Genomic DNA, 24,997 nt, shown 5'->3' with positions numbered 1-24,997 from the left:
ATGTTCGACAAACTGCAACAGGCATTCTGGAAAGCCCTGACCCCGGACCTGGTACCGGAAGAGCCCAGGCCAGCGGCAGCGGTTGATGAACTGTCACCGGCCATCGTTGCCGCGCTGGGTGGCGCGGATAACCTCAAGCACCATCAACCCGTAGCGCTGACGCGGCTGCGGGTGGAGTTGCGGGATGTGGCCCGGATCGACCGGACGGGGCTGAGCGCGGCCGGGGTGGCCGGGGTGATGACACTGGAGAACGGCGTGGTGCATCTGATTACGGGCTTGCCGGCCTGAACCGCCAGATGTCTGAAGGTATCGGTTGACGGGGTATACACCGGGGAGCGTTCTATACTCACGGGCATCCAGTTACGGCAACCCGCCGCAATAAGGAGCCCGCCATGAACGACACCCAGCGGCTCGCCGCCTTGCGCATCGTCTTGATTGTGGTCGGTCTGATCGCCATCTTCGCGATCGGGCCGCTGATGCTCCTGTGGCCGTCCGGCTGGACGTGGCACAGCGGCCATTCCCAGTACCCGCTGATGATCGTCGGCATCTACGCGACACTCGGTGTGTTCTTGCTGATGGCGTCGCGCGATCCGATGAAACATTTGAGCCTGATCTGGTTCACCGTGTGGTCGAGCGTCGTGCACGGCGCGATCATGGCCGTGCAGTCCTTCGGCGTCGATATGGACGGGACGAGCCACGTTGGCCATCTGCTGGGCGACGTGCCCGCGTTGTTCATTGTTGCGGCGGCGTTGGCTTTCTTCACGCCGCGGCGCAGCAATGCGTAACCCGCGAATGAATTGATCCTGCCGATAAGCTCTGCTTCGATGTGCACGAAAAATGCCCTGTGGATAACTTTCCCCAGGGCATTTTCATTTTGTTTTTTTCATTTTCGCTGGCCTTACCGTTTCTCATCTGCGGGTGTATCGTATTCGCCTTTTGCGGACCCACCGGTTCGCGCGGATTCAATAGGTGGTTGCGTTCATGTCCTTTACCCGTCGCCAAATACTCGGTGGCCTGGCCGGTCTTGTTGTCGTTGGCGTAGGCGCGGGGGGCGCATCGCGGTATTGGCTGGGCAAGCGCGCCGATGCCGAGGCTGGTCACGACTATGAACTGATCGCCGCACCGCTGGACGTGGAACTGGTGGCCGGGCACAAGACCCAGGCCTGGGCGTTTGGCCCCTCGGCGCCGGGCACCGAACTGCGGGTGCGCCAGGGCGAGTGGTTGCGGGTGCGCTTCATCAATCACCTGCCGGTCGCCACCACCATTCACTGGCACGGTATTCGTTTGCCGCTGGAGATGGACGGCGTGCCGTATGTCTCGCAACTGCCGGTGCTGCCGGGCGAGTATTTCGACTACAAATTCCGCGTGCCGGACGCCGGCAGTTACTGGTATCACCCCCACGTCAACAGCAGCGAAGAGCTCGGGCGTGGGCTGGTGGGACCATTGATCATCGAAGAGCGTGAGCCGACTGGCTTCAAGTATGAACAGACCCTGAGCCTCAAGAGCTGGCATGTGGACGGACAAGGTCAGTTCGTGGAGTTCAGTATTCCCCGTGAGGCGGCGCGTGGCGGCACGGCCGGGCGGCTGGCGACCATCAACGGTGTGCCGCAGGCGGTGATCGACCTGCCGGCCGGGCAGATCACCCGGGTGCGTTTGCTCAACCTCGACAACACCCTGACTTACCGTATCAACATCCCAGGCGTTGAAGCGCAGATCTATGCGTTGGACGGCAACCCCATCGAACCGCGCCCGCTGGGCAAGGAATACTGGCTTGGCCCGGGCATGCGCATTTGCCTGGCGATCAAGGCGCCGCCGGCCGGGGAAGAGCTGTCGTTGCGCAATGGCCCGGTTCGCTTGGGGACGCTGCGCTCGGTGGCCAACACGGATGCGCCGGGCCAATGGCCGCCGGCCCTGCCGCCCAACCCGGTGTCCGAGCCGGACCTGGCCAATGCCGAGAAACTCAACTTCAATTTCGAATGGGTCGGTTCGGTGTCGGTCAACGTCGACAACGGCAAGCCGCCGAGCCTGTGGCAAATCAACGGCAAGGCCTGGGACATTACCGACAAGACCTGCGCCGATCGGCCGATCGCCACGCTGAAGAAAGGCCAGAGCTACATTTTCGAATTGAAGAACATGACCCAGTACCAGCACCCGATCCATTTGCACGGCATGAGCTTCAAGGTGATCGCGTCGAACCGCCACAAAGTCGTGCCGTACTTCACCGACACCTACCTGCTGGGCAAGAACGAGCGGGCGCAGGTGGCGCTGGTGGCGGATAATCCAGGCGTGTGGATGTTCCACTGCCATGTGATCGACCACATGGAAACCGGCCTGATGGCCGCCATCGAGGTGGCGTGATGCGTCAGATTCGTCCCGCCAGAATCATCGACCGTAGCCGCGACCAGGACTTCATGCGCGAAGCCCTGGCCCTTGCCGCACAAGGCGCCGCCCTGGGCGAAGTGCCCGTGGGCGCGGTGCTGGTGCAGGACGGTGAGATCATCGGACGCGGTTTCAACTGCCCGATCAGTGGCCACGACCCCAGTGCCCACGCGGAAATGGTCGCCATCCGCGCCGCCGCCCAGGCGGTGAGCAACTATCGCCTGCCCGGCAGCACCCTCTATGTGACGCTGGAACCCTGCAGCATGTGCGCTGGCCTCATCGTCCATTCGCGTATCGCCCGGGTCGTCTACGGCGCCCTGGAGCCCAAGGCTGGCATCGTACAGAGCCAGGGGCAGTTCTTCAGCCAGGGTTTCCTGAACCATCGGGTGATGTTCGAGGGCGGGGTGTTGGCCGAGGAGTGCAGCGCGGTGTTGAGCGAGTTCTTCAAGGCCCGAAGAGCCAAATCGCAAGATTGAACACACAACCCCGTGGCGAGGGAGCTTGCTCCCGCTGGGCCGCGAAGCGGCCCTGGAACCCGGCGACGCGGTGGATCAGGGTGATTGAGTGAGCTTGAGAGGGGGCTGCTGCGCAGCCCAGCGGGAGCAAGCTCCCTCGCCACAAAAGCCTAAAAGCTCAAAAGCTCAAAAGCTCAAAAGCTCAAAAGCTCAAAAGCTCAAAAGCTCAAAAGCTCAAAAGCATTCCGGTCGACCAACCGATTTGCTCTTGAAATTGACACTGATTCGAGGCATTCCCTTGACCCGCGCCGTGCCCAATTCCCGTGGCGAGGGAGCTTGCTCCCGCTGGGGCGCGCAGCGGCCCTGGAGCCCGGCGACGCGGTGGATCAGGTTGATTGAGTGAGCTTGAGAGGGGGCTGCTGCGCAGCCCAGCGGGAGCAAGCTCCCTCGCCACAGTGACTCTGACCATCTCCAGTGAACAGCATTGGCCTCCAATAAGGCTGGGCTATTTACTTACGCGCCACAATCACCGCCCGCATCGGCGCCGGCAATCCTTCGATGGTTTTGCCGTGGTCGGCGGGATCGAGGAAGTCGCTCAGCGACTGATACTTCATCCACTCGGTGCTGCGCTGTTCCTCTACGGTGGTCAGGCTCACGTCCACGCAACGCACATCGCTGAACCCGGCGCGGCGCAGCCAGCGCTCCAGGGCCGGGACCGACGGCAGGAACCAGACGTTGCGCATCTGTGCGTAGCGATCCTCGGGCACCAGCACCTGGTGTTCGTCGCCCTCGATCACCAGGGTTTCGAGCACCAGCTCGCCGCCCTTGACCAGACAGTCCTTGAGCGCCAGCAGATGTTCGATCGGCGAGCGCCGGTGGTAGAACACGCCCATGGAAAACACCGTGTCGAAGCCTTCCAGCTCCGGCGGCAAGGCTTCGAATGGAAACGGCAGGTGCCAGGCGTTGGGCTGCGACAGGTAGCGCTGCACCGCCTGGAACTGGCAGAAGAACAGCCAGTTGGGGTCGACGCCGATCACCGTGTCAGCGCCGGCACCGAGCATCCGCCACATGTAGTAGCCGTTGCCGCAGCCCACATCGAGGATGCGCTTGCCTTTCAGGTCCAGGTGCGGGGCCACCCGTGACCACTTCCAGTCCGAGCGCCATTCGGTGTCTACGTGCACGCCAAACAGGTCGAAAGGTCCTTTGCGCCATGGCGACAGGCCCATCAACGCGGTACGCATCTGCGCGCGGGTTTCGTCGGAACAATCGGTGTCGAGCGTCAGGCCGTTCAGCAGATCGACGGTGGTGGGTTGCAAGGCCGGCAGCGCATCGAGGGCGCTTTGCCAACGCTCCAGGTCGCCGTGACCCTTTTCCATCTTGCTGTCGAGTTGCGTCTGCAGCGTCGCGGCCCAATCGGCCAGGGGCGTGCCGGCCAGATGGCGGGCGAGGGGGGACAGATCGATCATGGCAGGGCAATCAACGAGGCGAAGTTAAGACACTGGAACCACGGCACGACTTTCGAGAACCCTGCCGCGAGCAGGCGTTCGCGGTGTTCTTCGAGGCTGTCGGGCTTCATGACGTTTTCGATGGCGCTGCGTTTCTGGGCAATTTCCAGCTCGCTGTAGCCGTTGGCGCGCTTGAACGCCACGTGCAGGTCGGTGAGCAGGGCGTGTTCCTCTGTATCGTTGAAGCGCAATTTTTCCGACAGGATCAGCGCGCCACCCGGCAGCAACGACTGGCGGATGCGGCTCAACAGTGCGGTGCGCTGGTCCGGCGCGATGAATTGCAGGGTGAAGTTCAGTGCCACCACCGAGGCCGGCTGGAACGTCAGGGCGAGGATGTCGCCTTCGATCACTTCCACCGGCAGCAGCTCCTGGAACATCGAGTCCTGGCCGTTGAGGTATTCGCGGCAGCGCTCGACCATGGCCGCCGAGCTATCCACCGCGATTACCCGGCAACCGTCGGTGCGCACATGGCGGCGCAGGGCCTGGGTCACCGCGCCCAGGGACGAGCCCAGGTCGTAGAGCACGCTGCCCGGCTGGGCGAATTGCGCGGCGAGCACGCCGAGGTTTTCGACAATGGTCGGATAACCCGGCACCGAACGCTTGATCATGTCCGGAAACACCCGCACCACGTCCTCGTTGAAGGCGAAGTCCGGCACTTGGGCCAGGGGTTGGGCGAATAGGCGATCAGGGTCTTTGCTCACGGCGGTTCCAGCGGCATGGGTGGTGAAAAGGCCGGCATTTTAACCAAAAAACCTGTGGGAGCGAGCTTGCTCGCGATAGCGATGGTTCAGCCAGCGATAATGTTGACTGATAGACCGCTATCGCGAGCAGGTTCGCTCCCACATTATTTGGCTCCGTGTGGCTTTTGGGTAAACGCCGACGCTGTAATGCCCCATTGGCCCAGCCAATAACTGATGATGATCAGGTAAGACGCGGCATGGAAGGGGTGCACGAACCGGTTGATGCCGATGAGGCTGTCGGAAAACACAAACGCCAGCGCCCCGGCGGCGGCCAGCCACGCCGAACGCTTGGGCACACCGGTGCCCAGCCGCGCCAACGCCCGCCAGAGCATGGTGCTGATGACCAGGCCGTAGACAGTCACCGGCACCAGCAACGACCCTAGGCCGTTCGACACCAGGACTCCCAACAGCATCGCACCGATGCCCAAGGCAAGGGCCAAGGGCAGCAGCGCCGGGCGGCGGCAGTCGCTGAGGTAGGCTTTCAGGTAGGCCAGGTGCGCCAGCAGGAACGCGCCGAGGCCGAACACGAACAGGTCCCCCGGCCAGGCCAGCAATACGTCGCCCACCAGCGAGAAAATCAGCCCGAGACTGACCCAGCGCCGATAGTCACTGGGCGGCGCATCGTGCAGCCAGCCGAGCAGGGCCAGCACCGGCATGGGCTTGACCAGCAGGCACAAGAGTGTGGCGTGCACGGTCAGGCCGTACAGGTAGGTAACTGCGCCCATCAGTGCCAGGATCAGCCAGCCCACGGTCAATTCACCGAAATGGCGCAGTCAAAGGTTTCCACGGGCGGCACTTCCGGGGCCCAGGGCTGTTGATAAGTCAGGCGCAAGCGCCCGGTGCCGGCGCTGAACGCCTGGAAGCGCCAGGTCGAAACACCTGCGGCGCCAACGATGCCGGCGTCTTCCGGGTTGCGATAAACCTCCGGCCCCAAGCCCTTCAATACACCACCGGCCGAATCCTGGATCGCCCAGCGATAACCGGTGCTGGGGTTGCTGGGCAAGCTCAGGATCAGGTTTTGCCCACTGTTGAGTCGCACCGGGCACTGGCTCAGTTTTTCCACGGTCACGTTGTGTTTCGGTTGCGTGGCACAGGCGCTCAACAGGGCGAGGCTGACGGGGACAAGCAGGCGAGTGAGGGACATAAGGGCAACGGCTCCGGCATTCACGACGAACGGCGAGCATAACCGAAGATGCTACTGGGTGTGTCAGGTGAGGATGTGTTGTCTGTCAGGGCCCCATCGCGAGCAAGCTCGCTCCCGCAGGGACTTGTGGCGTTCACAAGATTCCTTTGTGGGAGCGAGCTTGCTCGCGATGAGGCCGGTACAGCCGCTGTATAACGATCAGAACAACACCTTGGCCACATCTGCAAACCGCTTGGCAAAGTGCACCGTGACGCCTTCCTTGAGGTAGTCCGGCAGTTCTTCGAAATTGCCCCGGTTGGCTTCCGGCAGGATCAGTTCGTTGATTTTCTGCCGCCGCGCCGCGATGACCTTCTCGCGCACCCCGCCAATCGGCAGGACATGCCCGGTGAGGGTCAGTTCGCCGGTCATGGCCACGCCTTTTTTCGGCGGCTGGTTGCGGGCCAGGGACAGCAACGCGCTGGCCATGGTCACGCCGGCGCTCGGGCCGTCCTTGGGCGTGGCGCCTTCCGGTACGTGCAGGTGAACGAAGGCCTCGTCAAAGAACTTCGGATCGCCGCCAAATTGCTTCAGGTGCGAACTGACGTAGCTGTGGGCGATTTCCGCCGACTCCTTCATCACGTCCCCCAGTTGCCCGGTCAGCTTGAAGCCGCGATTGAGGGTGTGGATGCGCGTCGCTTCGATCGGCAAGGTCGCGCCGCCCATGCTGGTCCAGGCCAGGCCGGTGATTACGCCGATGCCGGACAACACCTGCTCGTTGCGGAATACCGGTTTGCCCAGGGAGGCCTCGAGGTCCTTTGGCCCGAGCTTGATCACGGCCTTGGGGTCGTCGATCAGCTTCATCACCGCCTTGCGCACCAGTTTGCCCAGCTGTTTCTCCAACTGTCGCACCCCGGCTTCACGGGCATAGCCATCGATCAGGGCCTTGAGGGCGCTGTCGTTGATACTCAGGCTGCCCTTGGACACGCCAGCCTTGGCCAGTTGCTTGGGCCACAAGTGACGCTTGGCGATGGCGACTTTTTCTTCGGTGATGTAACCCGACAGGCGGATCACTTCCATTCGGTCCAGCAGCGGGCCGGGGATCGAGTCCAGGGTGTTGGCGGTGCAGACGAAGAGTACTTTCGACAGGTCCAGGCGCAGGTCCAGGTAGTGGTCGAGGAATTCGACGTTCTGCTCCGGGTCGAGGGTCTCCAGCAGGGCCGAGGCCGGGTCGCCCTGGTAGCTCTGGCCCATCTTGTCGATTTCGTCGAGCATGATCACCGGGTTCATCACTTCGACATCTTTCAGCGCCTGCACCAGCTTGCCCGGTTGGGCGCCGATGTAGGTGCGCCGATGGCCCTTGATCTCCGCCTCGTCGCGCATGCCGCCGACGCTGAAACGGTAGAACGGCCGCCCCAGGGATTCGGCGATGGATTTGCCGACGCTGGTCTTGCCCACGCCCGGCGGGCCGACCAACAGCACGATGGAGCCGCTGATCTCGCCTTTATAGGCGCCGACGGCGAGGAACTCCAGGATGCGGTCCTTGATGTCGTCCAGGCCGGCGTGGTGCTGGTCGAGCACCTTGCGCGCGTGCTTGAGGTCAAGCTTGTCCTGGCCATACACGCCCCACGGCACCGAGGTCGCCCAATCCAGGTAATTGCGGGTGACGGCATATTCCGGCGAGCCGGTTTCCAGGATCGAGAGTTTGTTCATTTCCTCTTCGATGCGCTTCTGCGCCTGGGCCGGCAGCACCTTGCCTTCGAGCCGCTGCTCGAACTGCTCGATATCGGCGCTGCGGTCGTCCTTGGTCAGCCCCAGCTCCTGCTGGATGACCTTGAGCTGCTCCTTGAGGAAGAACTCGCGCTGATGTTCGCCGATCTTGTTGTTGACCTCGGCGGAGATCTCTTTCTGCAGCCGCGCCACTTCGACTTCCTTGCGCAGCATCGGCAGGACTTTTTCCATGCGCTTGAGCATGGGCACGCAGTCGAGCACTTCCTGCAGCTCATTGCCGGTGGCGGAGGTGAGCGCAGCGGCAAAATCGGTCAGCGGCGAAGGGTCGTTGGGGCTGAAGCGGTTGAGATAGTTCTTCAGCTCTTCGCTGTACAGCGGGTTGAGCGGCAGCAGTTCCTTGATCGCGTTGATCAGCGCCATGCCGTAGGCCTTGACCTCATCGGTCGGCTCGCTCGGCTGGTGCGGGTATTCGACTTCCACCAGGTACGGTGGGCGATGGTGCTTGAGCCAGGTGCGGATACGCACGCGGGTCAGGCCCTGGGCGACGAATTGCAGTTTGCCGCCTTCCCGGCTGGCATGGTGCACCTTCACCAGCGTGCCGTATAGCGGCAGTTTCGAGGTGTCGAAATGGCGCGGGTCTTCCTGGGGCGAGTCCATGAAGAACAGCGCCAGGGAGTGATGGTCGGACTTGGCCACCAGCTCCAGGGTTTCGGCCCACGGTTCTTCGTTGACGATGACCGGCAGCACCTGGGCCGGGAAGAACGGACGATTGTGGATCGGGATGATGTAGACCTTGTCCGGCAAATTCTGGCCAGGCAGCGCCAGGCCGGTGCCGGAGGAGGTGTGTTCGATGTGGTCGGAATCGGCGTAATCGTGAGTGGCTTCGGTAGAGTGCTGGTCGCTCATGGGGCACCTGCGCAATGGGGTATGGGTCTTAGATGGGGCAGGTGGGGGGTGGTTTCAATGGTGGGTGAATGTTAGCGGGTATTTCATTGAGCGTTGTTCAGGCGTCCGACAGGTCTGGAGCCGGGCCTGTTGCCAGGCCCGGCTCCCTGTTCAGGCGACCCTGTTCAAATCGTTGTGGCGTGTCTCTTTCAGGCACAACACGGCGATCACACTGAGCACCGCAGCCCCTGATACGTAACCGCCGACGTAGCTCAGGCCGCCCATCGCCACCAGTTTCTGGGCGAAGAACGGCGCGGCCGAGGCGCCGACGATGCCGCCCAGGTTGTAGGCCGCCGAGGCGCCGGTGTAGCGCACGTGGGTGGGAAACAGTTCCGGCAGCAAGGCGCCCATGGGGGCAAAGGTCACCCCCATCAGGAACAGCTCGATGCACAGGAACAGCGCCACGCCGCTGGTCGAGCCGTGGGTCAGCAAGGGTTCCATGAGGAAACCCGAGGCAATCGCCAATACGCCGCCGCCGATCAGCACCGGCTTGCGCCCGTAGCGGTCGCTGGCCCAGGCCGACAAGGGCGTGGCGGCGGCCATGAACAGCACCGCAAAGCACAGCAGGCCCAGGAAGGTCTCGCGGCTGTAGCCGAGGGTGGATACGCCGTAGCTCAGGGAAAACACCGTCGAGATGTAGAACAGCGCGTAGCACACCACCATCGCCGCCGCGCCCAGCAACGTTGGCGCCCAGTACTGGCTGAACAGCTCGACCAACGGCACCTTTACCCGCTCCTGTCGGGCCATGGCATTGGCGAATACCGGGGTTTCGTGGAGCTTGAGCCGTACATAGAGGCCGACGATCACCAGCACGGCACTGAGCAGGAACGGAATCCGCCAACCCCAGGCGCGGAATTGCTCATCATCCAGGCCCATGGCCAGGGTCAGGAACAGCCCGTTGGCCGCCAGGAAACCGATGGAGGGCCCCAGTTGGGGAAACATGCCGAACCAGGCGCGCTTGCCTTTGGGCGCGTTCTCGGTGGCAAGCAGCGCCGCGCCGCCCCATTCACCGCCCAACCCCAGGCCCTGGCCGAAACGCAGCACGCACAGCAGGATCGGCGCCCAGGCGCCAATACTGGCGTAGCCGGGCAGCACACCGATGAGGGTGGTGCACACACCCATCAACAACAGGGATGCCACCAGCGTGGACTTGCGCCCGATCCGGTCACCGAAGTGGCCGAACAGCGCAGAGCCCAACGGGCGGGCAAGGAAGGCGATGCCGAACGTCAGGAAGGACGACAGCATCTGTGCCGTGCCTGAGGTTTGCGGGAAGAACACCGGCCCGATCACCAGGGCCGCAGCCGTGGCGTAGACGTAGAAATCGTAGAACTCGATGGCGGTGCCGATGAAACTCGCGGTGGCCACGCGGGTGGTCGAGTTTGTCGGCTGGGCAGACACAGCCTCGTTGCAGGTAGCGGTCGTCATGCGGTTATCCCTGACAGTCATGTGCTCCATTGGAGCGAATTATTATGGTCGAACACCCAGGGATGTGGGCGGGTATCCTTTCGCTGTTTCGGGTGGGAACAGTCGAAGGACTGATGCGGATTTTGCCGATGGTCTGGCCGGAACCGGCTGGGTGCGGGGTAGGCACGGGGTTCGGGCGGGGCTGGGTAAGCGGATGGAGTATAGGAAGGAGGCTAACGAATCAACAAGTGAGCCTGCGCACGTTCGTGACGCTTGCGCAGAACTCTGTGGCGAGGGAGCAAGCTCCCTCGCCACAAGGGCTACCCTGCGCCCGGTCCAGGCAGGAGTTTCAGGAAGCGGCAGGCACCAAACTGTTATGCCACGCCAGCACCTGGCTGACACGGTTGTCCACGGTCTCGATGATTTCCAGTCGATAACGGCCGATCTTCAGGCACACCGGGCTTTCGGGGATGGTTTCCAGGGCTTCGGTCACCAGCCCGTTGAGGGTCTTGGGGCCGTCGCAAGGCAGATGCCAGCCCAGGGTCCTGTTCAATTCGCGGATCGACGCCGCGCCATCGATCATCAGGCGACCATCGGGCTGGGGGTGGACGTGGGGGTTGTCGAGGCTGTGCTCGCTTTCGAATTCGCCGACGATTTCTTCCAGGATGTCTTCCAGGGTGACGATGCCCAGCACTTCGCCGTACTCGTCCACCACCATGCCCAAGCGCCGTTGCTGCTTGTGGAAATTCAGCAATTGCAGTTGCAATGGCGTGCTTTCAGGGACGAAGTAAGGCTCGTGGGAGGCGGCCAGCAGCGCTTCTTGGGTCAGGCTCGCATCCGCCAGCAAATGACGGATCTGGCGCGTGTTGAGCACCGCTTCGACCTGGTTGATGTCGCTGTGGAACACCGGCAGGCGGGTGCGACGGTTCAGGCGCAGCTGTTCGATGATCTCGCCGATGGGGTCGTCGAGGTTGATCCCATCGACCTCGCTGCGGGGCACGAGGATATCGTTGACGGTGATGTTGTCCAGGGCGTGGATGCCGGAAATCGGGTGCAGTCGGCTGCTGCCGTGCTCAGGTTCGTGTTCGCTGCGCGGTGGCGCGGGCATCTCGTCGTCGCTCTGCTGCACGATGCTGGCCTTGCGCGCAAAGGGGCGCAGCAACAATTGGCTGGCACTATTCAACAGCCAGGCAAACGGATAGAGGATCTTCAACGGTATGCCAAGCAACGTGTTGCCCAGCGCCAGCACCGCTTCGGGCTGGCGGGTGGCCAAGGCGCGCGGCAGGTAGTCGGCAAGCACCAGCAGGGCGGCGCTGGTGCCGAGCCAGGCGACCCAGGGGCCGTTTTCCAGCCAGGTAAAAATCGCCAGCAAGGTGCCGATGACCACGGCCAGGGTGCGACAGAGGGTATTGCACAGGATCAGGCTGGCCAGTGGGAATGTCAGCGTTGCCAGCGGTTTGTCACTGGCGCGCGAGGCCGTGCGCTGGGCCAACAGATGCTGCTGGGCGGCTTCGATGGCGGTGAACAGGGCCGACCAGAGGATCAGCACCACCAGCACGGCAAACAGCGGCGCCACGGGCAATGTATCCATCAGGGCCGTCCGTCAGACATGCAGGATGTATTCGCGAACCAGCTTGCTGCCGAAGTACGCGAGCATCAGCAGGCAGAAACCGGCCAGGGTCCAGCGAATCGCCTTGTGGCCGCGCCAGCCGAGGCGGTTGCGGCCCCACAGCAGCACGCTGAAGACGATCCACGCCAGGCAGGCCAGCAGGGTCTTGTGCACCAGGTGCTGGGCGAACAGGTTCTCGACGAACAGCCAACCGGAGATCAGCGACAGCGACAGCAGGCTCCAGCCGGCCCAGAGGAAGCCGAACAGCAGGCTTTCCATGGTTTGCAATGGCGGGAAGTTGCGGATCAGCCCGGACGGGTGTTTGTTTTTGAGCTGGTGGTCCTGCACCAGCAGCAGCAAGGCCTGGAACACTGCGATGGTGAACAGGCCGTAGGCGAGGATCGACAGCAGGATGTGGGCAAGGATGCCCGGCTCTTCGTCGATGATCTGCACCGTACCTGACGGCGCGAACTGCGCCAGCAGCACCGTCGCCAGCCCCAGCGGGAACAGCAGCACCAGCAGGTTCTCCACCGGGATGCGCGAGCAGGCGATCAGCGTCAAGGCGATCACAGCCACGGCGATCAGGCTGGCGGCGTTGAAAAAATCCAGGCCCAGGCCGATCGGCGTCATCAAGTGGGTATAAAGGCTGGCCGCGTGGCCGAGCACCGCCAGCACGCCGAGCGTGACCAGCAGGCGTTTGTTCGCCTTGGCGCCGGTGGCCAGGCGGGTGCCTTGATAGAGGGTCGCAGCGGCATAAAGGCAGGCGGCGGCGAGCGTGGCAAGCAAGCTGGGTGACAAGGGGAGCATAAATCCTGTTAGGCAAGCCCGAAAGGCGCTGAGTTTGGCATAGAACCGCCTCCGCACGAAAGACCACAGCAACTGACAGCAAGGTGTACGTTGCCCGCTTCTTCGCTATAATCCGCGACCTGCCCACGCCGCAGGCTCGCCGAGCACATTTTTCACGGTCTGGGCCGCCATTATCCCGGTCTCATCTGGGCCTGAAAGGATCGCGCATGTTTGAAAACCTAACCGACCGTCTCTCGCAGACGCTGCGCCATGTCACCGGCAAGGCGAAACTGACCGAGGACAACATCAAAGACACCCTGCGCGAAGTGCGCATGGCGTTGCTCGAAGCCGACGTCGCCCTGCCGGTGGTCAAGGACTTCGTCAATTCGGTCAAGGAACGCGCCGTCGGCACCGAAGTGTCGCGCAGCCTGACACCGGGCCAGGCGTTCGTGAAGATCGTCCAGGCCGAACTCGAAAGCCTGATGGGCGCCGCCAACGAAGACCTGAACCTGAGTGCCGTACCGCCAGCGGTGGTGCTGATGGCTGGTCTGCAGGGCGCGGGCAAGACCACGACAGCCGGCAAGCTGGCGCGCTTCCTTAAAGAGCGCAAGAAGAAGTCGGTGATGGTGGTGTCGGCGGACATCTACCGTCCGGCGGCGATCAAGCAACTGGAAACCCTGGCCAACGACATCGGCGTGACGTTCTTTCCGTCCGACCTGAGCCAGAAACCGGTGGACATCGCCCAGGCGGCTATTAAAGAAGCCAAGCTGAAATTCATCGACGTGGTCATCGTCGATACCGCCGGTCGCCTGCACATCGATGAAGAGATGATGGGCGAGATCAAAGCGCTGCATGCTGCGATCAACCCGGTGGAAACCCTGTTCGTGGTCGATGCCATGACCGGCCAGGACGCGGCCAACACCGCCAAGGCATTCGGCGATGCGCTGCCGTTGACTGGCGTGATCCTGACCAAGGTCGACGGTGACGCCCGTGGCGGTGCCGCGCTGTCGGTAAGGGCCATTACCGGCAAGCCGATCAAGTTCATCGGTATGGGCGAGAAGAGCGAAGCGCTCGAGCCGTTCCACCCCGAGCGTATCGCTTCGCGCATCCTCGGCATGGGCGACGTGCTCAGCCTGATCGAGCAGGCTGAACAGACCCTCGACAAGGACAAGGCCGACAAACTGGCCAAGAAGCTGAAGAAGGGCAAGGGCTTCGACCTCGAAGACTTCCGCGACCAGCTGCAACAAATGAAGAACATGGGCGGCCTCGGCGGGCTCATGGACAAACTGCCGAACATCGGCGGCGTGAACCTGGCGCAGATGGGCAACGCCCAAGGCGCGGCTGAAAAGCAGTTCAAGCAGATGGAAGCCATCATCAACTCCATGACCCCGGCCGAGCGCCGCGACCCTGAGTTGATCAGCGGTTCGCGCAAACGCCGTATCGCCATGGGTTCCGGCACCCAGGTGCAGGACATCGGTCGCTTGATCAAGCAGCACAAGCAGATGCAGAAGATGATGAAGAAATTCTCCGCCAAGGGCGGAATGGCCAAGATGATGCGCGGCATGGGCGGTATGTTGCCCGGCGGCGGCATGCCGAAAATGTAAAAAATCTGCGCCGGCTGTCATGTCGGCGTTGCCCCGCACGGATGCGGGGATCTCCAGCAAACCCGCGCTACGCGGGAGCTGACTTGCCGTTTTTCATGACGGCTCTATGGCAAATCTTGATCGCATGGCGCCAGGCGCCGGAAAAAGACATTTGCAAAAGGCCGGATATTCCTTAGAATATGCGGCCTTTCGGGCACCTATGCCCGCTGTGCATTTAGATTTGCAGCACCGACTACAGGAACGATGTTCACATGCTAACAATCCGTCTTGCCCTTGGCGGCTCCAAAAAGCGCCCGTTTTACCACCTGACCGTAACCGACAGCCGCAACCCGCGTGACGGTTCCCACAAGGAGCAGGTTGGTTTCTTCAACCCTGTTGCCCGTGGTCAGGAAGTTCGTCTGTCCGTGAACCAAGAGCGCGTAGCCTACTGGCTGAGCGTTGGTGCACAACCTTCTGAGCGCGTTGCTCAGTTGTTGAAGGAATCGGCTAAGGCTGCGGCCTGAGCAATATGAACGCGACGCCAAAAGATGCTGATGATTTGATCGTTGTCGGCAAAATCTACTCTGTACATGGCGTTCGCGGCGAAGTGAAGGTGTATTCCTTTACTGATCCGATCAAGAACCTGTTGGACTACAAAACCTGGACGCTCAAGCGCGAAGGTAGCGTGAAACAGGTGGAGCTGGTCAGCGGACGCGGGAACGACAAGTTCCTGGTCGCAAAGCTCAAGGGTCTCGATGATCGTGAAGAAGCGCGTCTTCTGGCCGGTTATGAGATCTGCGTGCCGCGCAACCTGTTCCCTGAACTGACCGACGGCGAGTACTACTGGTACCAGCTGGTGGGTCTGAAGGTCATCGACCACCTCGGGCAATTGCTCGGGAAAATCGATCACCTGCTCGAGACCGGTTCGAACGATGTCATGGTGGTCAAGCCTTGCGTCGGCAGCCTGGATGATCGCGAACGCCTGTTGCCCTATACCGAGCAATGCGTGTTGGCCGTCGACCTTGCCGCAGGCGAGATGAAGGTGGAATGGGATGCGGATTTCTAAACGTGGCTAACTTGCGCGTTGAAGTCATCACATTGTTTCCCGAGATGTTTTCCGCCATCAGCGAGTACGGCATAACCAGCCGCGCGGTGAAACAGGAGCTGTTACAGCTCACTTGTTGGAATCCGCGGGACTACACCACGGATCGGCATCACACTGTGGACGATCGCCCGTTTGGCGGTGGTCCGGGCATGGTGATGAAGATCAAGCCCCTGGAAGATGCGCTGGTTCAGGCCAGGACGGCAGCCGGGGAGGGTGCGAAGGTAATTTACCTGTCGCCCCAAGGCCGCCAGCTGACTCAGTCGGCGGTACGCGAGCTGGCGAATTCGGATGCATTGATCCTGATTGCCGGCCGTTATGAAGGCATTGACGAGCGTTTCATTGAAGCTCATGTCGATGAAGAGTGGTCGATTGGCGACTATGTACTGTCTGGCGGCGAGCTGCCGGCGATGGTCCTGATCGATGCGGTTACACGACTGCTGCCTGGAGCTTTAGGGCATGCAGATTCCGCTGAGGAAGATTCCTTTACGGATGGTCTGCTGGATTGCCCGCACTACACCCGACCGGAGGTGTATGCGGATCAGCGTGTTCCCGACGTGTTGCTAAGTGGCAACCACGCGCACATCCGGCGTTGGCGTTTACAGCAGTCCCTTGGTCGGACCTATGAACGACGCGCCGATCTTCTGGAAAGCCGCTCGCTTTCTGGAGAAGAGAAGAAGCTGCTCGAGGAATACATCCGCGAGCGGGACGATAGTTAACAACGTATCGATGGTGAGTCCGACGACTTGCCTTAGGAGCACAGCATGACTAACAAAATCATCCTTGCACTCGAAGCAGAGCAGATGACCAAAGAAATCCCTACCTTTGCCCCAGGCGACACCATTGTCGTTCAGGTGAAAGTGAAGGAAGGCGACCGTTCCCGTCTGCAAGCGTTCGAAGGCGTCGTTATCGCCAAGCGTAACCGCGGCGTGAACAGTGCATTCACCGTTCGTAAAATCTCCAACGGTGTTGGCGTAGAGCGTACTTTCCAGACCTACAGCCCGCAAATCGACAGCATGGCTGTCAAGCGTCGCGGTGACGTACGTAAAGCCAAGCTGTACTACCTGCGTGACCTGTCGGGTAAAGCAGCTCGCATCAAGGAAAAACTGGCTTAAGTCCAGCTTCCGATGCAAAAAAAGCAGCCTGCGGGCTGCTTTTTTGTTGCCTGCGATTTGCGCTTTGAGCACCCTGCATAGCTTCATTTGCCATTTTGATGCTGTGTGTGCCCGCATCCTTCAAGAGTTCTTATGCCCGCCATCGATCATCCGCTGATAGACCAGTTTCTCGACGCCCTGTGGCTGGAAAAGGGGTTGTCCGATAACACCCGTGATGCTTATCGCAGTGACCTGGCGCTGTTCAATGGTTGGTTGCAGGAAAACCACCTGGAACTGATCAATGCCGGTCGGGAATTAATCCTCGATCACTTGGCGTGGCGCCTGGAGCAGAACTACAAACCACGCTCGACGGCGCGGTTTCTCTCTGGCTTGCGTGGTTTTTATCGCTATTTGCTGCGGGAAAAATTGATTGCGGTGGACCCGACCTTGCGCGTGGAGATGCCGCAATTGGGGCGTCCATTGCCCAAGTCCCTCTCGGAAGCCGATGTGGAAGCGCTGCTGGCGGCCCCCGACCTCAGCGAAGCCATTGGTCAGCGCGACCGGGCCATGCTGGAGGTCTTGTACGCCTGCGGCCTGCGGGTCACCGAGTTGATCAGCTTGACGCTGGAGCAGGTCAACCTGCGCCAGGGCGTGCTGCGGGTGATGGGCAAAGGCAGCAAGGAACGCCTGGTGCCGATGGGTGAGGAAGCGATCGTCTGGGTCGAGCGCTACATGCGCGATGCCCGCCACGAACTGCTGGCCGGGCGCCCCAGCGACGTGCTGTTCCCCAGCCTGCGCGGCGAGCAGATGACCCGCCAGACGTTCTGGCACCGCATCAAGCACCAGGCCAAGGTGGCCGGGATCAATAAATCCCTCTCGCCCCACACCTTGCGCCATGCCTTCGCCACGCACCTGCTCAACCACGGCGCCGACCTGCGGGTGGTGCAGATGCTGCTCGGCCACAGCGACCTGTCCACCACCCAGATCTACACCCACGTCGCCCGGGCGCGGTTGCAGGACTTGCATGCCAAGCATCACCCGCGCGGCTAGGCGGCGTATTGCTGTTGTGGCGAGGGAGCTTGCTCCCGCTGGGGCGCGCAGCGGCCCTGAATCCACACACCAGGAACTGTCAGGAAAAACGGGTGCGTCATTAGCGACTGCTGCGCAGTCGAGCGGGAGCAAGCTCCCTCGCCACAAAGTTACTGATGCTCGTGCATTGCATGTTGTCTTGCGACAGGTGCATTCGGTCACGCGGGCCTTATGTGGTAGGCTTTCCCGGTTTGCACAGTGGGCGGTTGGAACCCGAATCTGCGGGTCGGCGTTTCCCGTCTCATTTGTTCGCCTCAGGAGTCCCCATGCGTTTGATCCAGATATTCACCGCCGCCGCCATTGCGCTGGCCAGTACCTTTGCCATTGCCGACGACGCGGCCGACAAGGCTATCCGCAAGAGCCTGGAAAACCTTCAGCTCGAAGTGCCGATCGAAACCATCTCGGCCAGTCCCATGGCAGGCCTGTATGAGGTCAAGCTCAAGGGCAGCCGCGTGCTTTACGCCAGCGCCGACGGTCAGTACATCGTCCAGGGCAACCTGTTCGAGCTCAAGGACGGCAAGCCGGTCAATCTCACCGAGATGACCGAGCGCCAGGGCATTTCCAAGTTGATCAATGGCATTCCAGTTGCTGAAACCGTGGTCTATCCGGCCATTGGCGAAACCAAGTCCCACATCACCGTGTTCACCGACACCACTTGCCCGTATTGCCACAAGCTGCACGCCGAAGTGCCGGAGCTGAACAAGCGTGGCATCGAAGTGCGCTATGTTGCATTCCCGCGCCAGGGCCTGGGCTCGCCGGGCGATGAGCAGTTGCAGGCGGTCTGGTGCTCCAAGGACAAGAAAGCGGCCATGGACAAGATGGTCGATGGCAAGGAAATCAAGGCCGCCAAGTGCGAGAACCCGGTTTCCAAGCAGTTCGCCCTTGGCCAGTCCATTGGTGTGAACGGCACGCCGGCCATCGTTTTGGCCGACGGCCAGGTGATTCCGGGCTACCAGCCGGCGCCACAAGTCGCCAAACTGGCCCTGGGCGCGAAATGATCATGGGCGATCCGCTTCTGAAGATCACGGCTCGGCGAAAACCTTCGTCGGGCCGTTAAACACAAAGTCGCGTTGCTGCGCGGCTGTATTTCACGGCCGACCTTGTGTCGGCCGTTTCATGGGGAGTCAAGAGTGAATCCGGTCAAAGTAGGCATCTGTGGGTTAGGTACCGTCGGTGGCGGCACCTTCAACGTACTTCAGCGCAACGCCGAGGAAATTGCTCGTCGTGCCGGGCGTGGGATCGAAGTGGCACAAATTGCCATGCGCACGCCAAAGCCTCAGTTCCAGACGACCGGTATTGCGATTACCAACGATGTCTTCGAAGTGGCCACGAACCCTGAGATCGACATCGTCATAGAGCTGGTCGGCGGCTACACCGTTGCCCGTGAGCTGGTACTCAAGGCCATCGAGAATGGCAAGCATGTGGTCACCGCGAACAAGGCGCTTATCGCTGTTCACGGTAATGAGATTTTCGCCAAGGCCCGCGAGAAGGGCGTGATCGTGGCTTTCGAAGCCGCCGTGGCTGGTGGTATCCCGGTGATCAAGGCGATCCGCGAAGGCCTGTCCGCCAACCGTATCAACTGGGTCGCGGGGATCATCAACGGCACCGGCAACTTCATCCTCACCGAGATGCGCGAGAAGGGTCGTACCTTCGAAGACGTGCTCGCCGAAGCCCAGGCCCTGGGCTACGCAGAGGCTGATCCGACGTTCGACGTGGAAGGCATCGACGCAGCGCACAAGCTGACGATCCTGGCCTCCATTGCGTTCGGCATCCCGTTGCAGTTCGACAAGGCCTACACCGAAGGCATCACCAAGCTGACCACCGCTGACGTGAACTACGCCGAAGCCTTGGGCTATCGCATCAAGCACCTGGGCGTGGCGCGCAGCACCGCCAATGGCATCGAGCTGCGTGTGCACCCGACCTTGATCCCGGCCGATCGCCTGATCGCCAACGTCAACGGTGTGATGAACGCGGTGATGGTCAACGGCGACGCCTCCGGCTCGACGCTGTTCTACGGTGCTGGTGCGGGCATGGAACCGACGGCCTCTTCGGTGATCGCCGACCTGGTGGACGTGGTTCGCGCCATGACCTCGGACCCGGAAAACCGTGTGCCGCACCTGGCCTTCCAGCCAGACTCGCTGTCGGCTCACCCGATTCTTCCGATCGAGGCATGCGAAAGCTCCTACTACCTGCGTATCCAGGCCAAGGACCATCCGGGTGTGCTGGCCCAAGTGGCGAGCATTCTCTCGGAACGCGGTATCAACATCGAGTCGATCATGCAGAAGGAAGTCGAGGAACACGACGGCCTGGTGCCGATGATCCTGCTGACCCACCGTGTGGTCGAGCAGCGCATCAACGACGCGATTGCGGCGTTGGAAGCGCTCCAGGGTGTCGTTGGCCCGGTGGTCCGTATCCGCGTTGAACATTTGAATTAATCAGCGGCAAGCTCCGAGCCGCAAGCGACAAGTAAAAGCCGATTCGCTTTCAACTTGTCGCTTGCAGCTTGAAGCTCGAAGCTCAAACCAAAGGTTTGCCCCCATGCGCTATATCAGCACCCGCGGCCAGGCACCGGCCCTGAATTTCGAAGATGTCCTCCTGGCCGGCCTGGCCACGGACGGCGGTCTCTATGTGCCGGAAAACCTGCCGCGCTTCACCCAGGAAGAAATCGCTTCCTGGGCCGGCCTGCCGTATCACGAGCTGGCGTTCCGGGTCATGCGCCCGTTCGTCACCGGCAGCATCCCGGACGCCGATTTCAAGAAAATCCTGGAAGAGACCTATGGCGTCTTTTCCCACAACGCCATCGCACCGCTGCGTCAGCTCAACGGTAACGAATGGGTCATGGAGCTGTTCCACGGCCCCACCCTGGCGTTCAAGGACTTCGCCCTGCAATTGCTCGGTCGCCTGCTGGACTACGTGCTGCAAAAGCGTGGCGAGCGTGTGGTGATCGTCGGTGCCACTTCTGGCGACACCGGTTCGGCGGCCATCGAAGGCTGCAAGCATTGCGAGAACGTCGACATTTTCATCCTGCACCCGCACAACCGGGTCTCGGAAGTACAACGTCGGCAGATGACGACGATTTTTGGCGATAACATCCACAACATCGCCATCGAAGGCAACTTCGATGACTGCCAGGAAATGGTCAAGGCCAGTTTCGCCGACCAGAGCTTCCTCAAGGGCACGCGGCTGGTGGCGGTGAACTCGATCAACTGGGCGCGGATCATGGCCCAGATCGTTTATTACTTCCACGCGGCCCTGCAATTGGGCGGCCCGGCCCGCTCCGTGTCGTTCTCGGTGCCGACCGGCAACTTCGGCGATATTTTCGCCGGTTACCTGGCGCGCAACATGGGCCTGCCGATCAATCAATTGATCGTCGCCACCAACCGCAACGACATCCTGCACCGCTTCATGAGCGGCAACCAGTACGTCAAGGAAACCCTGCACGCCACGCTGTCGCCTTCGATGGACATCATGGTGTCGTCGAACTTCGAACGCTTGCTGTTCGACCTGCACGGTCGCAATGGTGCGGCGATTGCCGGCCTGATGGACAGCTTCCGCCAGGGCGGCGGTTTCAGCGTCGAGCCTGAGCGCTGGACCGAAGCCCGCAAGTTGTTCGACTCCCTGGCCGTGGACGATGAGCAGACTTGCGAAACCATCGCCGAGGTGTTCGCGCAGAGCGGTGAGTTGCTCGATCCGCACACGGCCATTGGCGTCAGGGCCGCTCGTGAGTGCCGTCGTAGCCTGGACATCCCGATGGTGATTCTCGGCACGGCGCATCCGGTCAAGTTCCCGGAAGCCGTGGAGAAAGCCGGTGTAGGAAAAGCGCTTGAACTACCTGCACATCTTTCTGATTTGTTTGAGCGAGATGAGCGTTGCACCGTGTTGCCCAACGACTTGAAGGCTGTGCAGGCCTTTGTCAGCCAGCATGGCAACCGCGGCAAGCCGCTCTGATAGCCTAGACCTGTCACATTTTGAAGCCCGTCTCCTGACGGGCTTTCTTGTTTCTGCATGCCAAACTGACCAGGTTTTCGCCCTTGGAGGGACGGGCGAGTCATCTCGAAGGAAATGCAGATGTCGTTTTTTAGCAAATGCAAGCCAGCCCGGGGCTGGGTAATGGGTCTGGCCCTGATGCACTGGGTGCAAGGGGGCAATGCGACGCAGTTGGTGGCTTTCGAAACGCCGCCGTTCAATCCTGGCGAGCGGCTGGTATTGGATGCACAGGAATTGAAGTGGATCAAGGAGAACCCCCGCGTCATTGTGGCCACGATGCAGTTTCCGCTGTACCTGTTCAAGAATGAACTGGGGCAGTGGAACGGTCTGAACCACGACATTCTCCAGCGCATCTCGCAAATGACTGGCCTTGAGTTCGTGCATCGGGAGTCGTTCTCCCCCGGCGAGTTGCTGACGATGCTGGAGAACAGCGAAGCCGACATGACGACCCTCTTGGCGATGAATGACGAACGCAGGGATTTCCTGAGCTTCAGCCATGCATTTGGTGGCTCGGGCTGGGTATTTGTTGGCCGTGACGGAGAGTCGATCCTCCATTCGCTGGAACAGCTGGAAGGGAAGGTCCTGGCGTTGCCGGCGCGGCATGCCCTGGAAGCGGAGATCAGGCGCGACTACCCGGCCATCAAATTGCGCACGACCAAGACCTATGGCGAGGCGCGGGCATTGGTCGAGAGTCGGGAGGCCTATGCCACCATCGAAAATGAAACCGGGGTGCATCTCTATCCGGCGGGGCAATTGCAGGTAGGAAGGGGGCTTGAGGGCAAGTGGGAACCTGACTACCTCGCGGTACGCCAGGACCTGGCCGTGCTGCTGAGCATCTTGAACAAAGCCCTGGAAGCCTTCCCGGCCAAGGACATGCGCGCGCTGCGTTCCAAATGGATGGCCGGCAGCACACCCGCGCCGGCGCCATCGATCTGGGAGCGATTTTCCCGCTGGGGGTACTGGTGCGTGACCGTGGTCGTGGTGTTCGGCCTCCTGTCCCTGCTATGGAACCGCCGTCTGCAGATACAAATCGACCAGCGCCTCAAGGCTGAGGCGATCCTCAAGGACCAATTGATGCTCCAACGCGCCTTGATGGACGCCATTCCCGACCCGATTTTCATCCGGGACCTGGAAGGGCGCCTGGTCATGTGCAACAAAAGCTACGAGGACCAGTTAGCGACCCGCTTCGAAAAGCTGCGGGGCACGCGGCTGACGGATTCGGCGGCATTTCCACCGGCCACCGCCGAGTTGCTCCATGGGGAGGTGATGGAGCAATTGCGCACCGGCCAGTCTCGGTTCTTCGACCGGCAATTGATGTTCAGCAGCGGCTTGCGGGAAATCTATCATTGGTCGGTGCCCTTCTATGGGGCTGATGGGCAGTTGCGCGGCATTCTGGGGGGCTGGACCGATGCCGGGCGTCGGCGGCGCCGTTGCGACAAGTTGATGGCCTGACGCCGACCGTCACCACGCCAAGGCCTCAAGAGAAGGCTGTTGTTTGCCTGTCATATTGGGCGCGCATGCTCGGTTGAACAGGTTGGAGGCGTGCCGGTCCGGTGCGCTGACGAACTTTCTGCTGCGGCCCACGGTCACTTACTGTGAACATGCAGTTGTTTTCGGACTATTGAAGGGTGAGCGAATGGAAAGTATCAGCCTATTGCTGAGTGAGGCTTTGAGCCCGTATCTGGTCACGCTGACTCCCTCCGGCGCCAAGGGCGAATGCCTGGTGACGCTGAAGAATGCCTCCGGGGCCATCATGGTCGAGCGAGTGTTCAATCAGGCCCAATTGACCGACAAGCGTCAGTTGACGGATGTGGTCGATGGCCTGCATCGCGATGTATTGATTGCCGAGGGCCGCCTGGAGCCCTGTGTGATTGCGGCGCTGCGCAATCTGGCGCGCGACAAGGTCATGGTCGGGGCGAATTGACTGGGGGTTTGTGGGAACCTTCCTACGTCCTGACGAGTCAGACTCTTTACCAACAAGAGCAAGCATTGTGCTCCGGTGCTTGTCGCTTGTTGTACGGACCATGAATGGTCACGTTTAACCCCGAGTCGTCTCCCCACTTCTCGGGGTTTCTTTTTGCCTGGCTTTTACGTTTTTAGCGCGTTCTGTCAGGCGCTCCCACAGGTCTGATCTTCTGTGACGGCCTGCTGCGGTGTGTCAAATGGCACCCTCGGTGCGCAGCTTGGCGATCTGTTGTGCATCGTAGCCAAGCTCGCCGAGCACTTGTGCGTTGTGTTCACCCAGCGCCGGCCCGACCCATTCGGAGGTGCCCGGGGTGTCGGAGAGTTTCGGTACGATCCCCGGCATCTTGAACGCCTTGCCGTCCGGCAACTTGGCCTGCAGGAACATTTCACGGGCCAGAAACTGTGGGTCGCTGAACATATCCTCGGCGCTGAAGATCCGACTGGCCGGCACTCCGGCCTGGTTCAATTGGTGGATAACGCTATCGAGCGGCAGCGCGTTGACCCAGCGATCGATGACGCCGTACAGCTCGTCGCGGCGGCTGTCACGGCCATCGTTGCTGGCCAGTTGCGGGTCATTGGCCAGGTCGTCGCGGCCAATGATCTGCATGAAGCGCTTGAAGATTGCGTCGCCGTTGGCGCCAATCTGCACGTGCTTTCCGTCAGAGCTGGTGTGGATGGACGAGGGGGTGATGCCGGGCATGATGTTGCCGGTGCGCTCACGGATGAAGCCGAACACATCGAACTCCGGCACCATGCTTTCCATCATGGCGAAAATCGCCTCGTACAGCGCCACGTCCACCACTTGCCCGGTGCCGCCGTTGATCTCGCGGTGACGCAGGGCCATCAAGGCGCCGATCACGCCCCAGAGGGCGGCGATGGAGTCGCCGATGGAAATCCCGGTACGCACTGGCGGGCGGTCCTCGAAGCCGGTGATGTAGCGCAGGCCGCCCATGGATTCGCCCACCGCGCCAAACCCCGGCTGATCTTTCATCGGCCCGGTCTGGCCGAAGCCCGAAAGCCGCACCATCACCAGTTTCGGGTTCAGTGCGTGCAGGACATCCCAGCCCAGGCCGAGCTTTTCCAGGACGCCGGGGCGAAAATTCTCGATCAGGATATCGGCTTCGCCGAGCAGTTTTTTCAGGATCGCCAGGCCTTCAGGGTGCTTGAGGTTCAAGGTCAGGGACTTCTTGTTGCGTGCCTGGACGAACCACCACAGCGAGGTGCCTTCGTATAGCTTGCGCCACTTGCGCAGGGGGTCACCGCCGTCGGGCGATTCGACCTTGATGACTTCGGCACCGAATTCGCCGCAGATGCGCGAGGCGAAAGGCCCGGCGATCAAGGTGCCGAGTTCGATGACTTTGACGCCGGCAAGGGGTTTGGCAGTAAGCGACATGACAGATCCTGTAGGACAAAGGCAGAACGAATAGAGCGTTTTATCATAGGCCAGCGTCAGTCGCCGTAGGTTGATGGTCGGCAATTCGTGGATTGCCCGCGTCATCGGTT

24 protein-coding genes are annotated in these 24,997 nt (G+C 61.4%); 15 read left to right on the top strand and 9 right to left on the bottom strand.

What is annotated here, in order from left to right; all coding sequences use genetic code 11:
- From BLT00_RS13185 to tadA, 4 genes are all read left to right on the top strand, one after another.
- Positions 1-288, top strand: coding sequence for a PTS sugar transporter subunit IIB (locus BLT00_RS13185; protein WP_092143886.1), 288 nt, complete (start codon positions 1-3; stop codon positions 286-288).
- A gap of 104 nt (positions 289-392) precedes the next feature.
- Positions 393-785, top strand: coding sequence for a DUF6632 domain-containing protein (locus tag BLT00_RS13180; RefSeq protein WP_092143889.1), 393 nt, complete (start codon positions 393-395; stop codon positions 783-785).
- A gap of 196 nt (positions 786-981) precedes the next feature.
- Positions 982-2,358, top strand: a complete 1,377-nt coding sequence (locus BLT00_RS13175; RefSeq protein WP_092143892.1) for a multicopper oxidase family protein — start codon at positions 982-984, stop codon at positions 2,356-2,358.
- Positions 2,358-2,855 carry a tRNA adenosine(34) deaminase TadA gene (gene tadA / locus BLT00_RS13170; RefSeq protein WP_092143896.1) on the top strand — a complete coding sequence of 166 codons (498 nt, stop codon included), beginning with the start codon at positions 2,358-2,360 and terminating at the stop codon, positions 2,853-2,855. The genes BLT00_RS13175 and tadA overlap by 1 nt, the downstream gene beginning before the upstream one ends.
- A gap of 488 nt (positions 2,856-3,343) precedes the next feature.
- Here the strand turns inward: tadA and cmoB are convergent, their stop codons facing one another.
- The 8 genes from cmoB to BLT00_RS13125 all read right to left on the bottom strand — a co-directional run bounded on the left by cmoB (position 3,344) and on the right by BLT00_RS13125 (position 12,695).
- Positions 3,344-4,300: a tRNA 5-methoxyuridine(34)/uridine 5-oxyacetic acid(34) synthase CmoB gene (cmoB, locus tag BLT00_RS13165; RefSeq protein WP_092143899.1), complete on the bottom strand. Its 957-nt coding sequence runs from the start codon at positions 4,298-4,300 to the stop codon at positions 3,344-3,346.
- Positions 4,297-5,040 (bottom strand): carboxy-S-adenosyl-L-methionine synthase CmoA, encoded by a 744-nt coding sequence (cmoA, locus tag BLT00_RS13160; protein WP_092143902.1) that lies wholly within the window; start codon positions 5,038-5,040, stop codon positions 4,297-4,299. The genes cmoB and cmoA overlap by 4 nt, the downstream gene beginning before the upstream one ends.
- 143 nt (positions 5,041-5,183) lie before the next feature.
- Entirely contained in the window at positions 5,184-5,828 is a 645-nt protein-coding gene (locus tag BLT00_RS13155) for a lysoplasmalogenase (protein ID WP_092143905.1), read from the bottom strand.
- A gap of 2 nt (positions 5,829-5,830) precedes the next feature.
- Positions 5,831-6,223, bottom strand: a complete 393-nt coding sequence (locus BLT00_RS13150; protein WP_092143908.1) for a protease inhibitor I42 family protein — start codon at positions 6,221-6,223, stop codon at positions 5,831-5,833.
- Between the two features lie 198 nt (positions 6,224-6,421).
- Positions 6,422-8,836: an endopeptidase La gene (gene lon / locus BLT00_RS13145; protein WP_092143911.1), complete on the bottom strand. Its 2,415-nt coding sequence runs from the start codon at positions 8,834-8,836 to the stop codon at positions 6,422-6,424.
- A 150-nt stretch (positions 8,837-8,986) separates the two neighbouring features.
- A complete protein-coding gene (locus BLT00_RS13140; protein WP_063322829.1) occupies positions 8,987-10,300 on the bottom strand; it encodes an MFS transporter in 1,314 nt (437 codons plus the stop codon).
- A 328-nt stretch (positions 10,301-10,628) separates the two neighbouring features.
- On the bottom strand, positions 10,629-11,870 hold the full coding sequence (locus tag BLT00_RS13130; protein ID WP_092143917.1) for a transporter associated domain-containing protein: 1,242 nt from the start codon (positions 11,868-11,870) through the stop codon (positions 10,629-10,631).
- 12 nt (positions 11,871-11,882) lie between these two features.
- Positions 11,883-12,695, bottom strand: a complete 813-nt coding sequence (locus BLT00_RS13125; protein ID WP_092143920.1) for a cytochrome C assembly family protein — start codon at positions 12,693-12,695, stop codon at positions 11,883-11,885.
- 206 nt (positions 12,696-12,901) lie between these two features.
- Here BLT00_RS13125 and ffh point away from each other — a divergent pair, with 206 nt between their 5' ends.
- From ffh to BLT00_RS13070, 11 genes are all read left to right on the top strand, one after another.
- The gene (gene ffh, locus BLT00_RS13120; RefSeq protein WP_003198085.1) at positions 12,902-14,278 is read left to right on the top strand and encodes a signal recognition particle protein; all 1,377 of its coding nucleotides are present in this window, start codon (positions 12,902-12,904) and stop codon (positions 14,276-14,278) included.
- Between the two features lie 251 nt (positions 14,279-14,529).
- The gene (gene rpsP / locus BLT00_RS13115) at positions 14,530-14,781 is read left to right on the top strand and encodes a 30S ribosomal protein S16 (RefSeq protein ID WP_003198088.1); all 252 of its coding nucleotides are present in this window, start codon (positions 14,530-14,532) and stop codon (positions 14,779-14,781) included.
- 5 nt (positions 14,782-14,786) lie between these two features.
- Positions 14,787-15,323 (top strand): ribosome maturation factor RimM, encoded by a 537-nt coding sequence (rimM, locus tag BLT00_RS13110; RefSeq protein ID WP_058544503.1) that lies wholly within the window; start codon positions 14,787-14,789, stop codon positions 15,321-15,323.
- Complete coding sequence (gene trmD, locus BLT00_RS13105) at positions 15,305-16,078, top strand: tRNA (guanosine(37)-N1)-methyltransferase TrmD (protein ID WP_170845966.1); 774 nt, start codon at positions 15,305-15,307, stop codon at positions 16,076-16,078. The genes rimM and trmD overlap by 19 nt, the downstream gene beginning before the upstream one ends.
- A gap of 45 nt (positions 16,079-16,123) precedes the next feature.
- Positions 16,124-16,474 (top strand): 50S ribosomal protein L19, encoded by a 351-nt coding sequence (rplS, locus tag BLT00_RS13100; RefSeq protein ID WP_003175895.1) that lies wholly within the window; start codon positions 16,124-16,126, stop codon positions 16,472-16,474.
- Positions 16,475-16,606: 132 nt separating this feature from the next.
- On the top strand, positions 16,607-17,503 hold the full coding sequence (gene xerD, locus BLT00_RS13095) for a site-specific tyrosine recombinase XerD (protein ID WP_092143923.1): 897 nt from the start codon (positions 16,607-16,609) through the stop codon (positions 17,501-17,503).
- Between the two features lie 305 nt (positions 17,504-17,808).
- A complete protein-coding gene (locus tag BLT00_RS13090; RefSeq protein ID WP_092143926.1) occupies positions 17,809-18,540 on the top strand; it encodes a DsbC family protein in 732 nt (243 codons plus the stop codon).
- Positions 18,541-18,672: 132 nt separating this feature from the next.
- Positions 18,673-19,977 (top strand): homoserine dehydrogenase, encoded by a 1,305-nt coding sequence (locus BLT00_RS13085; protein ID WP_003198098.1) that lies wholly within the window; start codon positions 18,673-18,675, stop codon positions 19,975-19,977.
- A gap of 103 nt (positions 19,978-20,080) precedes the next feature.
- On the top strand, positions 20,081-21,490 hold the full coding sequence (gene thrC, locus BLT00_RS13080) for a threonine synthase (protein WP_063322824.1): 1,410 nt from the start codon (positions 20,081-20,083) through the stop codon (positions 21,488-21,490).
- A 120-nt stretch (positions 21,491-21,610) separates the two neighbouring features.
- A complete protein-coding gene (locus BLT00_RS13075; protein WP_092143929.1) occupies positions 21,611-22,981 on the top strand; it encodes a transporter substrate-binding domain-containing protein in 1,371 nt (456 codons plus the stop codon).
- Positions 22,982-23,165: 184 nt separating this feature from the next.
- Positions 23,166-23,453, top strand: coding sequence for a DUF3509 domain-containing protein (locus BLT00_RS13070; RefSeq protein WP_063322822.1), 288 nt, complete (start codon positions 23,166-23,168; stop codon positions 23,451-23,453).
- A 234-nt stretch (positions 23,454-23,687) separates the two neighbouring features.
- Here BLT00_RS13070 and BLT00_RS13065 read toward each other — a convergent pair whose 3' ends face one another.
- A complete protein-coding gene (locus BLT00_RS13065) occupies positions 23,688-24,887 on the bottom strand; it encodes a CaiB/BaiF CoA transferase family protein (RefSeq protein ID WP_092143932.1) in 1,200 nt (399 codons plus the stop codon).
- Between the last annotated feature and the right edge of the window lie 110 nt (positions 24,888-24,997).

Source organism: Pseudomonas sp. NFACC51 (assembly GCF_900103575.1).
GTDB classification, from domain to species: Bacteria; Pseudomonadota; Gammaproteobacteria; order Pseudomonadales; family Pseudomonadaceae; genus Aquipseudomonas; species Aquipseudomonas fluorescens_Q.
The sequence above is the reverse complement of the archived record's forward strand: the minus strand, read 5'-3'. Positions and strand labels throughout refer to the sequence as shown.

What these genes read in the sequence shown, in the direction of transcription:
- BLT00_RS13185 (WP_092143886.1), top strand. Translation starts at nt 1, where the DNA reads ATGTTCGACAAACTGCAACAGGCATTCTGGAAAGCCCTGACCCCGGAC.
- BLT00_RS13180 (WP_092143889.1), top strand. Translation starts at nt 393, where the DNA reads ATGAACGACACCCAGCGGCTCGCCGCCTTGCGCATCGTCTTGATTGTG.
- BLT00_RS13175 (WP_092143892.1), top strand. Translation starts at nt 982, where the DNA reads ATGTCCTTTACCCGTCGCCAAATACTCGGTGGCCTGGCCGGTCTTGTT.
- tadA (WP_092143896.1), top strand. Translation starts at nt 2,358, where the DNA reads ATGCGTCAGATTCGTCCCGCCAGAATCATCGACCGTAGCCGCGACCAG.
- cmoB (WP_092143899.1), bottom strand. Translation starts at nt 4,300, where the DNA reads ATGATCGATCTGTCCCCCCTCGCCCGCCATCTGGCCGGCACGCCCCTG.
- BLT00_RS13150 (WP_092143908.1), bottom strand. Translation starts at nt 6,223, where the DNA reads ATGTCCCTCACTCGCCTGCTTGTCCCCGTCAGCCTCGCCCTGTTGAGC.
- lon (WP_092143911.1), bottom strand. Translation starts at nt 8,836, where the DNA reads ATGAGCGACCAGCACTCTACCGAAGCCACTCACGATTACGCCGATTCC.
- BLT00_RS13140 (WP_063322829.1), bottom strand. Translation starts at nt 10,300, where the DNA reads ATGACGACCGCTACCTGCAACGAGGCTGTGTCTGCCCAGCCGACAAAC.
- BLT00_RS13130 (WP_092143917.1), bottom strand. Translation starts at nt 11,870, where the DNA reads ATGGATACATTGCCCGTGGCGCCGCTGTTTGCCGTGCTGGTGGTGCTG.
- BLT00_RS13125 (WP_092143920.1), bottom strand. Translation starts at nt 12,695, where the DNA reads ATGCTCCCCTTGTCACCCAGCTTGCTTGCCACGCTCGCCGCCGCCTGC.
- ffh (WP_003198085.1), top strand. Translation starts at nt 12,902, where the DNA reads ATGTTTGAAAACCTAACCGACCGTCTCTCGCAGACGCTGCGCCATGTC.
- rpsP (WP_003198088.1), top strand. Translation starts at nt 14,530, where the DNA reads ATGCTAACAATCCGTCTTGCCCTTGGCGGCTCCAAAAAGCGCCCGTTT.
- rimM (WP_058544503.1), top strand. Translation starts at nt 14,787, where the DNA reads ATGAACGCGACGCCAAAAGATGCTGATGATTTGATCGTTGTCGGCAAA.
- trmD (WP_170845966.1), top strand. Translation starts at nt 15,305, where the DNA reads ATGGGATGCGGATTTCTAAACGTGGCTAACTTGCGCGTTGAAGTCATC.
- rplS (WP_003175895.1), top strand. Translation starts at nt 16,124, where the DNA reads ATGACTAACAAAATCATCCTTGCACTCGAAGCAGAGCAGATGACCAAA.
- xerD (WP_092143923.1), top strand. Translation starts at nt 16,607, where the DNA reads ATGCCCGCCATCGATCATCCGCTGATAGACCAGTTTCTCGACGCCCTG.
- BLT00_RS13090 (WP_092143926.1), top strand. Translation starts at nt 17,809, where the DNA reads ATGCGTTTGATCCAGATATTCACCGCCGCCGCCATTGCGCTGGCCAGT.
- thrC (WP_063322824.1), top strand. Translation starts at nt 20,081, where the DNA reads ATGCGCTATATCAGCACCCGCGGCCAGGCACCGGCCCTGAATTTCGAA.
- BLT00_RS13075 (WP_092143929.1), top strand. Translation starts at nt 21,611, where the DNA reads ATGTCGTTTTTTAGCAAATGCAAGCCAGCCCGGGGCTGGGTAATGGGT.
- BLT00_RS13070 (WP_063322822.1), top strand. Translation starts at nt 23,166, where the DNA reads ATGGAAAGTATCAGCCTATTGCTGAGTGAGGCTTTGAGCCCGTATCTG.
- BLT00_RS13065 (WP_092143932.1), bottom strand. Translation starts at nt 24,887, where the DNA reads ATGTCGCTTACTGCCAAACCCCTTGCCGGCGTCAAAGTCATCGAACTC.